This is a genomic window from Chryseotalea sanaruensis, from assembly GCF_003990915.1.
Taxonomy (GTDB): Bacteria; Bacteroidota; Bacteroidia; order Cytophagales; family Cyclobacteriaceae; genus Chryseotalea; species Chryseotalea sanaruensis.
Genome location: NZ_BHXQ01000006.1, coordinates 354,371 through 368,596, shown reverse-complemented (window position 1 = coordinate 368,596; position 14,226 = coordinate 354,371). Strand labels below are relative to the sequence as shown.

7 protein-coding genes are annotated in these 14,226 nt (G+C 40.4%); all 7 read right to left on the bottom strand.

Annotation, left to right across the window (positions count from 1 at the left end):
- On the bottom strand, positions 1-3,778 hold a 3,778-nt coding region (locus SanaruYs_RS17080), incomplete at its 3' end, for a beta strand repeat-containing protein (RefSeq protein WP_148115048.1).
- 241 nt (positions 3,779-4,019) lie between these two features.
- Positions 4,020-5,303, bottom strand: a complete 1,284-nt coding sequence (locus SanaruYs_RS17075; RefSeq protein WP_127123807.1) for a hypothetical protein — start codon at positions 5,301-5,303, stop codon at positions 4,020-4,022.
- A complete protein-coding gene (locus SanaruYs_RS17070) occupies positions 5,296-6,387 on the bottom strand; it encodes an outer membrane beta-barrel protein (protein ID WP_160118703.1) in 1,092 nt (363 codons plus the stop codon). The genes SanaruYs_RS17075 and SanaruYs_RS17070 overlap by 8 nt, the downstream gene beginning before the upstream one ends.
- A 32-nt stretch (positions 6,388-6,419) precedes the next feature.
- Positions 6,420-9,569, bottom strand: a complete 3,150-nt coding sequence (locus SanaruYs_RS17065) for an nSTAND1 domain-containing NTPase (RefSeq protein WP_127123805.1) — start codon at positions 9,567-9,569, stop codon at positions 6,420-6,422.
- A 117-nt stretch (positions 9,570-9,686) separates the two neighbouring features.
- Positions 9,687-12,836, bottom strand: a complete 3,150-nt coding sequence (locus tag SanaruYs_RS17060) for a HEAT repeat domain-containing protein (protein WP_127123804.1) — start codon at positions 12,834-12,836, stop codon at positions 9,687-9,689.
- A 103-nt stretch (positions 12,837-12,939) separates the two neighbouring features.
- Positions 12,940-13,563, bottom strand: coding sequence for an OmpH/Skp family outer membrane protein (locus tag SanaruYs_RS17055; protein WP_127123803.1), 624 nt, complete (start codon positions 13,561-13,563; stop codon positions 12,940-12,942).
- 95 nt (positions 13,564-13,658) lie between these two features.
- Positions 13,659-14,117, bottom strand: a complete 459-nt coding sequence (locus SanaruYs_RS17050; RefSeq protein WP_160118702.1) for a RidA family protein — start codon at positions 14,115-14,117, stop codon at positions 13,659-13,661.
- Positions 14,118-14,226 lie beyond the last annotated feature (109 nt).

The following is a 14,226-nucleotide window of genomic DNA, read 5'->3' as shown; positions in this document are numbered from 1 at the left end:
CATTAATCGGTAAGCTTGTTGTATTAGTCAGTGTTTCATTAGGATCATTCGTGCCTGTACCAGCTGCCTCGGTAATGCCAACCACTACTGCTCTGCTCCAGCTGAAGGTTGCTCCAACTGTGACACTCGCAGGTGTATAACTAAATGTATCACCACTGCAAATCGCTGCCGGGGTTAAACTGCTGCTCAACGCTGGCGTAGGGTTAACCGTAACCGTAAACACCTGAGATGTCCCTACACACAATCCATTATTAGCTGTAACCGTGATAGTGGCAACTAATGGAGAGATTCCCGTATTTGTGGAAACAAAACTGTTTATGTTTCCTGTGCCGCTAGCAGCCAGACCGATGGAAGTGTTATCATTCGTCCAGGTATAACTTGTGGAATTTGAACCCGTAAAAGTAACGAGTGTTGAATTATCTCCATTGCAAAGCACCTGATTAGCCACTGCGTTTACAGTGGCCGTTGGTATTACAGTAGATATAATACCATTGCTAACATCAGTACAACCTCCGCCTCCTGTTACTACAACTTCCAGCTCATCTCCATCATTTAATGTGTTTGTTGAAAAAGTATTGGAAACCCCAGACTGAATCGGGGTACCAAAATTTCCATTCAATATAAAATCATAAGAAGCTGCACCAATGGGGGTGGCTGTAAATAAAACAGTTGTTCCATCACAAATGATATTGTCACCATCATTACTAACCAAACTGGCTGTAATGCCTGAGATAACGTTAAGTGTGACGGGTGTGGCAACACTACGGCAACCATTTACAGTTTGTGTTACGAAGACGGTAGTTATGCCAGCGGATGCTGTAGAGAAACCTAATTCAGCACCAGTAGGATTGGTAGGCGAAACTGTAACAAGTGGCGATGTTAAAGTTACATCACTCCACCACTGAAGAGCAGTACCTGCAGTTGTTGGTGCAGTCAGTGTTGCCCCTGTACAATATGTTGATGGTGTAAATGTAACTGCAGGTGCAGCAGGAAGTGCTAGGGTATTGACTGTGATATTGTCTGTGCTTTGACAAGTATTGGCATCTGTTACAGTAACTGTATAAACCACATTACCAGCTGAAGAAGCAGTTAAAGTAGGGTTGGCAATGGTTGCATTATTCAATCCTGTAGCAGGACTCCAACTGTAGGTATAACTTCCTGCACCCGCAGTAGCTGTAGGGCTTCCACCCAATGCTACAGCATCTCCTTCGCACACATCAATACTAGCAGCACCTGCGTCCGCAATTGGATTAGCTCTTACGGTTAGAGTTATTGCAGTTGCTGGTCCGCGACAACCTAGTACGGTTTCTGTAACATAAACAGTTGTTGTTCCTGCGGCAATAGTGCTGAAACCAAGTTCTGTGTCTATTGGATTTTCCGGATCTACTGTCGGTAATAAAGTAAGTAATGTTGCATCACTCCACCATTGTAATCCTGAACCAGCGGTTGTTGGTGGTGTAATAGTTGCGCCAACGCAATACGTGTTAGTTGTAAAAGTGACAACAGGAGCAACTGGTCTTGGATTGACGGTAATGGTTGTGATCTCTGTATCTTCAATACCATTGGCATCGGTTACGGTTACTGTATAAATAACATCTGCAACTGGGTTAGCCGAAGGGTTGGCAATATTAGTTGCTGACAAGGCGGTTGCTGGTGACCAGGAATATGTAAATGGAGCATCTCCTCCACTTGAAACAGATGCGAGCAACGCTTGAACATCTCCTTCGCAGATCGTGACCCCAGCACCAGTATTAATAGCTGCAACAGGGTTTGTACTTAAAATACCAGTGAATGCCGAGGTTTGCGCTGTTGTTAAAACAGCCCCTACAAATTCCGCCTCATTATTGCCAGCGTCTAAGACTGTTGATTTCACCCAAGGGTTTGAATCACGGTTAAATGTTCCATCTAACTGAGCCGTGCTTATTAAACCTTCTGACCCTGTAATATCAGTATTAAGGTAAGTCGCAATGACATCAACAGTAACAGGAGATGAGGATACTATATTCCAGTAACGTGATAAAAAATTGGTCGCGCTTGAATTATTTGGATGCTTAGCATCAACAATTGAGACACCAATAGTTGATGCTCCACTGGATGTTAACTGAATGGGAGAATACTCCAATAATCCAGTATTATCGCCTATAGGAAAAGTAAAAGAACCTGCACTATTAAAACTTTTTCTTACTTCACTTCCTCCGGTGGCAATAATCATTTTGGAGGAAGAAAAGGGTCCACCAGCAATAGCTGTAGCCAAGGCTCCGAATTCCAAATGATACCCAGCCAAGTTAAAATTGCGAGATGTAAGTGTGAGGGTTTCTTCTACAACTACGTCTGATCCCAATGATGCTTCTCCAGCAGACTGGTTGAGTACAAGGTCCGCATAGGTTGTTCCAAAAACATCTTGATCATTACCTGAATACTCAACTGAATTACCTGCAGAGGATGCTGTCAATGAAGCAATTGTTGTTGCACCTCTTAAATTAAGAGTAGCGCCAACAGCCTGAAAAAAATTTCCTGTTCCGCTTAAATTGTTGCTTATTTCAACCGATCCATTATTTGTAAGTATAATGCCGTTAACTCCAATAGATGGTATTATAAATGATCCTGTTAATGCTTGATTATTCGTGTCAAAAGTTTGCAAGGCAGAGCCCGTAGTAAAGAGGCCATTATTCGTAATACCGCCTCTAAATGTAACTGATTCATTAGCAGCGTTATTCCAAAATCCATTCGTACTAATGGTTACAAGGCCTTCAAAAATCTTTGTACCCGTTGAAGATGTAATTGAAAGTACTCCACTCGCGCCAGCACCAATAGTCGTTGTACCATTCACTGTTAAGTCGAAACCAGATAGCGAAAATGTAGTGCCATCTCCGATACTAAGATCTCCACCAATAATTGTGGCGACTCCTGTCGTTAAAATTGTAGATCCAATGGTTGTTAGATTATTAAAAGTTGTAACAGAGGATCCGTTAATTTCTTGAGTAATACCATCAAATGAAACTGTCCCTGCACCACTAATAAAAGAAACTCCGTTATTTGTAAAGTTTCCGCCTATACTCGTATTTACTCCAGCATTATAATTGCCTGAGGTAAGTGTAATATTTCCCGAAAAATCAGTTGTTGCTGGAGCTGTAAAATTTCCTGACGTCTGCTCAAAGTTTACCGCGTTTAATGTTGTGGTGCTACCGCTTACTGTTAAGGTGGTCCCTATCGATTTGTTTACTATAACATTATTAAATGTTTGTGTAACAGATGTTCCATTTATGGCTTGTGCTCCAGTGCCATTGAAAATAACCTGCACCACATCGTTACCCACCAGAGGCGAAAAAGTACCTCCATTATTTGTGAAGTCTCCTGCTATTTCTATAAAATGAGTAACCGTTCCTCCAGAACTTACAACAGTTAATGTTCCTCCGGCAGAAATCGTTAAAGAGCCTGAAACCCTAAGCGTACGAACCGCTGTACCGGAATTAGTCCGGAGTATCCCTCCATTATTAATTGTGATATTATTGCATTCATGGACAGTTGGACCTACCCCACCATTACTAACAGTGACTGTATGTGTATTGCGAATAACAACATTATCATTAGCGTCAGGTATTCCATCCCCATCAGAACCAGATACGAGAGTCCATGTGCCTACAACGGTCCAGTTACCAGAAGCATTACTCTCAAAATTACCTTGAGCCAAACTCTCTCCTGCCACAAAAAACAAGACAAGCAAGACTATTGCCCCACAGAACTTTTTACCCATAACATTAGTAAAGACTCTTTTCAAAGGTTGGTGGTTAATTAGTCTTCAAATTCATTTTTCTGTGTTAATGGCTTTATTGTTATAGTCGAAGTAATAGGTCTCATTGGGGGTGAAACCTTGACTTAAAAAAGCACCCTAAACGCAAGGATTTAGATTCCTTGAAATGAGGGGTATTCTTTAAGTGTTGTAAGACATTAAACTAAAGCCAACTAACTATCTATATATTAAAATAACTTGTAAAGTAACCCAAAAAACAGTAATTAATCTATTTCAAAAACTGCCCGTCTGAATTAACCTTTAACAGCATCATTTTCTCCTGATTACCCAGAGTTCCTGTGCCAACAATCAAAATCTTACCGTTTGGCAGCTCTTCTATCTTGGCAGCTTTGTAGCTATCATCTACACCAAATTGGGTAGTCCACACCACCTCCCCTGAAAATCTAAGCCGTGCCAAAACAATATTGGTTGTCATTATATTACCTAGGTTCAATTCTTGATTTGCCACCAGTAGATAACCAGTTTGCTTAGAAGGTGCAACTGAAACACCAGAAATAGAGCCCTCAAGGTTATTTAAAGCTACTGTTTGATTTCCTGCATTTCTATGTTGAGCAGGAACAAAACCTAATGAGTTTGTCATGGCAACAAAGTAAACCTGAGTGCCCCCATCGTTAACTCTATTACCAACCAAGAGATAATCTCCATTATCGGGGTTACTTACTACCTGTTGCAAAAATTCCTGGTCGCCTGATTCCGAAATTCGGGCAAACCCAACACTTCCCTCAGTTGTAGCATCACCGTCTGATTCGATAGGTTGCAAATGAAAGCCTGTTCTCGAGGCATTTGATTCAGGGTTAGTGTTAAGAAAAAGAAGGAAGCCCGCTTGTCTGGGTACAATTTTTACGCCCTGATCCAAAGTTCCATTGTTACCTGGATTATTTACCCAAAAGGGATCTAAAGATAGACTCTGATTTACTTTATAAGTAAAGGGGTCAGTTAGGTCACCAGTAGTGCTTACCAATGTAGTACTGCCCGTAACTAAAAAACCAATTTCCCCATTTATTTGGTAAGGTGTAACCGAGGAAACAGCTTCATCTCCTTGACTATTGGCTATAACGTTATTATCAAAAATGATAGAATCCAGTCCGATTAAGTCTTCAGAAATCAGCAGTAGTTTTGTGTCCCTATCTCCTCCCGGAGTAGCAATTCTTTGTATAGCAATAATGTAATTACCATCAACCGTGGGTTCGATATCTATTGCTGACTCTACAATCGATCCTCCTTGACCAAAAGTTTTCTTTAGTAAAATCTTACCAGTAGTATCAATCTTGGTTACAAAAAATCTTTGTTCGTTATTTCTGTCTGTATTCCCTAACAGAAAAATAGTAGCGTCATCATTAACCACCATGTCAACCCCTTGCTGGTTGCCTGCATCTCCGTAATACTTTACAAAATAATCTTTAAAGTCGGGACCAACAGACTTTTCTGTTTCGCAGTTACTGAGGTTAATAACTGCAAACAAGATGAATGATATCTTTAGCAGTTTATTCATTACTCTTACTTTTTACATCTTTTAAAACACCACGAGTTGTTCTTGCCCTCTTCAATTTTCTTGGTTTGTAAATAGGTTTAATATAACCAATGGTTATCATGGCCTGATCGAGTCTAAAATAATCATCTATATAACCTGCTTTAAAAGCCGACACACTTGAAGGAAAAATATCATTTACATCTCTTACTGAATTGTCATTTCTGACAATGTTATTTAGCCCAAATGAGTATCGTAGGTCAACAAAAAGATAATCCAGCTTATACTTCCATCTAAAACCTGCACCAATATGGGCGGCACGGTTAATTGCATCTCTTCTAAATCTATTATTAAGTTCAAATTCTGAACTTTGCTCTAACCCTTCACTTGCCGTTGCCCCTGGAGTTCTATCTACCAACAAAAAACTTTGATTAGATGAAAGCAACAAACTTCCTGATATACCTGCATATCCGTAAGGACTCAACCCTTGTCTGACGTGTGTATACTTTATCGAGAATGGCATTTGTAATGATAACTGGTTTTCGGTCATCGTTAAATTATCATCAATAAAAATCTCATCTTCATAATAGCCAAATGTATTACTAGAAAAATCAAGTCCTAACTCTGCCGTTAATTTGTCGTTGTAGTTCCAGATAACGCCTCCCCCAGCTGACCAGCGGGGCTTGATTGTATATTGTTGACGACTGCCCACATTTATTTCATTATCTTCAATTACCCGAGGCAAAGTAATGTTACCTGAGGCATGTGCAAACCATGAAAAAATTGGTGTGGCTGTAAATTTTTTGCTTAAGTAAACTACATCAATTGGATCTCGCTCTGGATTACTAACATACTCCGGATTTGCACTTAGTAAATTAAGGTAACTCTCTTCTGCCGCGGCAGGATTTTCAAGAATCAGATAAGTTTGAGTAAGTAACTGATAGGCACGAACCAACTGTTCTTTTGTAAAAGTTTTATTACTGATGCATGGCTTAAGAATTGCCTCGAGTCCATAGAAATGACCGGCATTAAATTCATCAGTTGCAAGTGCTAATGTACTCTCCGGGTCACACTTATCCTGTGCAAATGCAGTAGTTAACAGTAGCATGAAACACATGCTTATTGTCAACCACCTTTTTGCTAGTAGTCGTCTATCAATAAGCCAACGCATGTTATTTCTTGTTTAATATCTTTTCCTACGTAGGTCTCCCATTCGTAGCGTGTCATGTTTTTATCAAGTTTTGAACAAATCTCGTTTTGCAAAATGGCAGGATCTGTAGGCCATATTCTGATTTCAGATTCGTAAGTGGTTGTAATTAAGTAGTCTGACCCTTTTGCAAAGGCGATGTCCCAGATAAAACCATCATTGTTATCCATTACCACTGGAAGGTCTTCAGGGTTTCTGATCACCCACATTTGTAATCTTTTATCAGAGCCCGCACTGGCGAGTAGTTCACCATCCGGACTAAATTCAATGTCGTATACAGCTGCCTTATGTCCAGTAAACTGACGACCAAGACTTCTCGACTCCAAACCAAAGAATTTAACCACTCCACGTTTGCTGGTGAGGTCTTCAGTGCCAAAGGCAATAAGTGAATCAGATGGGTGGAATTTTACAGATGTTATTCTGCTGTTGGGTTCTTCATAAAGCGTTTCAAAAGCACTTTTGGCAATATTAATCAGGAACAATTTACCCGACCAGGTACCCCCGACAGCCATGGTTCCAGCTTTATTTACATGCAAGGATTTTATAGCAACAGGCGAAGAGATTATCTTTCTTGTGGCACCTGTGCCACTAACAGACCATACTGCGTTTGCTGTTGACACAAGGAAGCCTTCTCCATTAGGCATCACCTCTGCATCGTGTACCTGGGCGCCCAACCTTACTACCACAGGCTTGGCTTTCTCTTTCTGCAGATCGAATAATTGTACAAAGGATGAGTCTCCGGCATTCAATAGATAACGATCGTCTTTTGAAAGCACCACAATTCTATTGGGGAAGCGATTCTCCATAGCTGTTGGCGTTATACTCTGATTATCCAAATTCCCTCTAAAAATTCTACCATCTGCTCCAGCGGCATAAAAAGTATTGCTGTTGGAGGAGACCGCAACAGAGTTAATTCTATTTCTAGATACTCCGGGAACACGTAGTGCATTATAGCTGCTGCCCTTTATTCGGGTAAGGGCTGTGTAAAGTGCATTGTGAATAAATGGATCATACTTTTTACCTTCATGCCTTGTGTTAAAAATGTAAGCTTGTTTTGCTAATAAACCCGCAAGGTTTTTATCGTCATCCATTTGAATAGAAACCCCAGCCATGGCCCTGGCTTTGGTCAGCATTAACAATTTATCTGCACGCTCATATTCTCGTTTTGCAGCAATAAGATTTTCAGCCGCCTTCCTCCTTTGGACGTTGGCTGTGTCTCTTTCTATTTGTGCAATGAAAAGATTTTTCTGGGCATCTTCTTTGGCTGCTTCCTCTGCTAAAACAGCTGCTTGAATTCTTAATAGGGCGTCTTCTAGTTTTTTATTTGCATCTTCAGCAATATTTTTTTGTCTAGTAGCCTCCTCTGCTTTTTGTTCGGCTAAGACCCGAGACTTATCAGCTTCACTTGACTTTTCTTCTGCAATAATTTTTTGTTTTTCTGCGATCTCTTTTTGCTGGAGGGCTTCCAAACGCTGTGTGTAACCAAACACCAGGAATAGAATTGAAACTATGGTTGCCCCACCTAAAACGATAGCTGTAATTCTGGCCCTACGAAGTTGCCTTTTTTGAAGTAACTCCTGATTTTTAAGTTCAGCTTCGTACGTGATTCTGCTTGAATCGAGGAACACAACAGCACGCTCAAATGCCTCATCGTAACGTTGAGCCCATGCGCGTGTTGGCTTTTGTTTTTTCTGCCAGTTAAGTGCGAGCTGAAGATCTGGTGGTCGCCACAAACCTGTTTTACCAATTTGGTACATGGCAGCAGCATCCGACAAACGTTTATACATTTGAGCTGACTCGTACTCATCGGCCACCCAAACATTAAGGCGAGTCCAGATTCGCATTAAACTCTCGTGAGATAGTTCTATGAGTGAATCTGAATGAAGCGGGATATGGGCAGAAGGCATTAAAAAGGATCGACCAGATTTGCGGAAGTGATCCACTACCCTTATCACATCTTGCTCATCAGCTTCAGCTAACTCACTCAATAGCGATATCTTACTAGGTCTTCTTGTGCCTCTGTTATCTTGTCGCTTCTCTGTTATGCTTTTAAAAAGCACTTCAGCTATCTCTTTCTCTCGTGCATTTAATTCTTCGAAAGCTTCATTAGCATGTTGCGAAAGCGCCTGGCTTACTTTTCCTACGGCATTATAATGCCGTATATCCATTGGCTCGGTTGGGTCTCGGTTAACCAACCAATAATCCCAAGTGCGCATAAGCGCATGCTGAATAATTGGTAATTGATCTTGCTCATTACCAACATCATTCAAAATGCGTTTTACCAAACGTTGTGACACGCGTCCTCCGGCAACAGCGATTGGTCCTTCAATGGCCATCTTTTTCTGGTCACGCGTCATTTGCGGTACCAGGTAGTTGCTATGGTTTATTAGGGTAGTAAGGCCTGGGAAAATTGAACACGATCCTATAAAATCAGATCGCATCGTTAAAGCAATATATACGGGTACATTAGTCTGTTGGACAGCTGTAAGTACCAGATTCACATAGGCTTGTGCTTCGTTAAAAGCTTCGTCTGTGTTAGCATTCTCTGCATATCTGAATAGTTCCTCAAACTGATCGACCAAAAAGAATACATTTTCATCACGTTCCTCTTGCAGGTATTTGGCAATATCCACCAATCCATTGGAGCTGCTTCTCAAAACAGAATTGATAATGGAGCGATGTATGTCAACATCAGCCGGGTCAATCTTTTCTCTTATTAAGAGATGATCAACAATAGATTGCGTAAGGCTTTGTATCGGTGAAGCCCCAGGGCGTGATGTAATAATTTGCCAATGAGGCCCTGTTTGGGTCATAAAGCCTCCATAGAGTATTGGCACAAGTCCGCAATACATTAAGGATGACTTACCACTTCCTGAATAACCCATTACGGTTACAAAGCGGTTGATTGATAATTTTAGCAGGATCTCATCAGATTGCCCCTCTCTTCCGAAGAATAAATGACATTCGTCTATAGTAAACGGCCTTAACCCCGGGAACGGATTAAGCGTTCCAGGTTCAATGTCTACCATTGACTCCTGAATTGGATTGGAGGGAATTTCGATATGGGCCTGCTGTACTTTCATTTCAGCAGAATTTTCGCCTTGCCAACTGCTTGGGGACAGCAGGAGTCAAAAACTCAGTTTAAAAAATTAACTCAACTTCAAAAATTATAAAAAAAAATTGAAAATCAATGTGTTTGGTTAAATATACACTAAAAACTGATCTGCCAGCTTTACGTGATCAGACAGCAATTCGTAAAACTGGTTTTTATCAAATTTCATTAAAAGACTGTCTTTTGTTGTCCTGGCTCTATTAAAATTGGCAAAACCTTCCTTCACCATCATTTCACCAATAAATTGACCCTCAATGTAGAGCGCCTTTAATTGCCCCCCCCTAAATAATTCAAGGCCACCAGCCACGACCAGGTAGAAATAATCATTTTGCTGGTCGTCTAACACTATTATCTCTCCCTCTTTTACTTCAATCTCATCACTAATATCAGCAATATAAGATAATACAATTCCTGGTACGTTTTGAAATAATTCAATCTTACTCAAGAAAAGTATGCGTTCAAAAAGCATTTCTTTTCCACCTTTTTGTAGTATTGAATGATCGAGTTTACGCTTTCTATTTACTCCCAAACGCTTAGTATTTTCCTCGTAACTATGAGGGCTAAACTGATATAACGACCAGGCAGCCACCTCACTTACCAACTCATCAGGATTAAAAAGCTGGGCTATCAAATCCATTTGAAAATCGCCAATTTTTAATAGGCCAATTTGGTATATAAGGCAAGCTTTAGTCCATCTGTTAGTTTGTGTAAAATCTCTATTGATCAGGAATTTTAAAACGAGTTTAGAATCTAAGCGAACGCGAGGATAGATATCCTCCAATCTGTTTATTCGCTCACCGTCTGACAAATCATCTAAAACAGGAATAACCCTTTGCTTTAATTGATCAGATAAGAATACATCCAGCAATTCGATTGCATAAGCAATACCTTCGGGCGTGCCGCTATCGATATTCTCTTTAACAAGCTGTATAGAATGTGTGTCGTATAACATGGTGAGCAGCATATAAATATGCTCAATGTCATTTTGAATTTCCCAACGGATGGCTTGGGTTATATCTTTATAAATGCCATTGGTTTCCATTTCCTGCAAGGCACTCAGGTTCCAGCGTATATCGGCCACATCAGATTCAATCGCATATTTAATACGCGATATCTGAGAAATCCCGGCTTTAAAACCACATTCGCCCAAGGCAATCAATGCTTTCGATACAATAACCTTATTTGGATAATCGATCTTTTGCCAGAGCATATCGCGTGCGCGACCACCACCAATTCTTCCCATTACTTGAATTATGCGCAACATAATTTGTGTGCTCTGACCACTACGGTAAAAAGCAGAGTCCAGTGCTACTAAGGCAGGTTCTCCAATTAACAGTAGGGCATTAAGCGCCTGGTTACTATACGTGGAGCTACCCAGATTTTCGATCAATGCATTAATTACTTCAGCATTGTAACGCTGCACGGCTGTTTTAATAGCGGTATTACGCACTTTGTGTTCCGAGTCTGTTAACAACTCCATTAAAAATGATGTTGATTCATCTTTGCCCGTATGAAGTAACAGCTCAGCTGCGTATTGTCTATCATCAGGATCATAGGATCTTGTTAACTTTTGAACTCGCGACTTCGTTATTTCGCCATTGTTATCAATGATCATCTGAAGATCGGCTTTGCTCAGTACTTGTTTCCCACTGCCCTCTTCCCGATCACCTTTAATAACGTACTTATCAGAAACTGAAAGCCCCTTGAGTTCATTCATGCGATGCTGCGCGTAGTGTCTGGCTGCATCATCTGAGTTTCGCATCAAAGTGTTGATCCATCCCGGAACTTGTCCTGCATTGATTTTCTCTAAAAGTTTAAAAGAGAAAACAGCTTTCGCGGATTCTGGTACACGTAAAAAATTTTCCAACGTTGAGGTAAGTCTCGCGTAACCTCTTTCCAGTTTCTCTTGTGTAATATTTACACTCTCGAGCTTCTCATGAATTTTACCCCTGTAACCCTGATATAATCTGTTTACAATAACAAGGTAGATGGCCGTAAGTACAAGCAGGAAGCCCATGATATAGACAACCTTAAAAAACGGAAGCAAGGCTACTCCGAAGAGTAAAAGTCCTGCCAGAAAACGGGCTATTTCATTAAAAGTACCCTCCACTTTTGATTGAATAGCAAAGCGCAGTCGGCCATCCAGCGGGATGAAAAAAAGCTTGAATACAGGATTCTCAAGTGAGTCGCGCAGCGTCCAGCTAAATAAACGGGTTAAGGCTACCGACACAAAGAAGAACACGTAGCCACTTTGTGATGCATCGTTACCAAAGAGAATACCCGTGCCTACAGAAGTAAAAGCAAAAAGACCTATAACTGCGGGAAGAATGTATAAAGAAACTTTTAAACCATAATTACTGATAATGCGATGGTTAACAAAAGTCTGCATGGTTAAGCTGAGAATGTAAACCGCACCCATGAAAAAGGCCATGAAGTTCGTGAGCTGCCGCTCGTCAGGATACTGTTGCTGTACCACCTGTTGAAATGAAAACTGTGACAGAATGTATACAGACATGGACACCAGCAAGAAAACAGACAACACGCGTGTGTAAGGATCTTTAACGATGCTGACTAATGAAGTTTCGCTGCTTTCTACAGCCCCATCACTATCGTCCTTCGGGTCATCTTTAGCCATTTTAAAATTAGAAGAAATGATAAAGAGCAGAATGGAAACGATTAGGATGCTTACGGCACATAACAACAAGTAATTAGTTGTATCTGGTACAAAAGGTGAGGTTAAAGGAATTACAAAAGAGGCTAAAATGGCAGCGATCAGCTGACCTGCATCAATCCAACCGATGATTCTTTTTGACTGCCTGAAATTGAATAAGCGGCCGAAGGTTCCCCAATAACTTAGCAATAGAATTGCCGTTAAGGGGCCAGACATACAATAAAGTGCAAAGATGAGGGTTTCCTCCAGATCAATTCTTACATGGAGCAAGTAGTATACACCAACGGTAAAAGCAGAAATTAGCATTACTGCACTAATCGTCAGAGTGGTATACCTTATTCTGCTTTGGAAAAATGAGTAAACGGCTGTTGTTAAAATACCCAGTGCTCCGGCAATCAGAAAGGCTTTATTTAATTGATCTCCCAGGCGGCTTAGAAAAAGGGAGTCGGCTGTGATTTGGTAGGTAGCTATAAAAATACCCATGAAGAAACCTGTGGCCAACATGAGGCCTACCTGTTTCGATTCCTGGCTACCTGACCAGATTCGTGCAAAAAATGAGTTCAACACGATAGGATACTTTTTTAGTTATGATAAATATAATGAAAGCTTATTGTTAAAAACAAAAAGACCGGCATAATGACCGGTCTTTTTGTTAAACTCTGCTATCGAATTACTTTGTTTTGGTAGAATCAGAAGGGTTTTTAACACCAGCTTTTTCATTTTTATAGGCACCGTTTAATCCATCAATAACTGGTTGTGTAATGTCAAGTGTTTCTCCACCAAACAATACATCGCTGGTAGGATCATACTTTAACACTATTTGTAAATCATTTTCCTTTGCATAATCTTTTAAGAATGCAGTGATTCTATCATATAGCTCTTTATTCAATTTGCCTTCTTCCATAGCCAGTTGTTGAGAAAGGCTTTGTTGGTATAACTGAAGGTTTTGTTGTTTTTTAGTCAATTCCTCTTCTGCTGCTTTAGCCTGACCAAAGGTCATGTTGTTAACAGTACGCTGGTAAGTAGCAACATCGTTTTGAAGGCTTTGAGCTCTGTTACGAAAATCCTGTTCCATCTGAAGGCCTTTTGATTCAAGTTCTGTTCTGTTTACAGTCAGGTATTCGTAATATTTAAGTACGCTGTCAGAATTGATATAGGCAATTTTAGCGTCTTGCAATAAAACACCACTATTTCCGCCAACTGCAGCAGACTTAGGACTTGAAAAGTGTAAGTAATACAAAGCGGCTACTGCAAGCAGTAAAACAACGTTAAGGATCAGGGATAGATTCTTCATGAAATGTTAATTTAAGCGCGCAAAGATAGCATTGCCTGTGATTAAATCAACTTAAAGGGTGCTTTGACAAAGTTCGATACCCAAATGCAACAGACTTACTCGCCTATAATTGCTATCAGATCAACTTCCAGGTTAGCCTGTGGCATGTATAATCTGTCAATTTGTAACCAAGTGGCGGCAGGGAAGTCACCTTGGTAATAGGCTTTTCTAACTTCATTGTTTTTCTTTACTGCCTCAATATCAGTGGTATACAAGTTTTCTTTTACAACATTTTTAAAGGTGGCTCCGTAATGTGCTAAGGTTTTTTGCAGCCCATCATAAACTTGCTTTATGGAAATACCCATATCAGGATCGACACCCGGAACACCTGATATATAAAGCGTATTACCAACTTTTACAGCTTGGATATAACCAGCTTTAGTTTCACCCGGCTCGCTAAAATGAAACTTCTGTTTTTCAACAGGTTTGGATTGGGCTATCGCCAGCCAGGGGATTAATGCTATAATAAGTGCGATGATAAACCATAAAAGCATGCGCTTATTGGTTTTCGACATAGAGTTGGTCATTGGGACGTTGGTTGGATTCGAATACTAGGCTTTTACGATAAGTACCGCTTAGTGTTTGTTTTAACCCTCAGATAAAACGGTATTAACAAAATTTTAA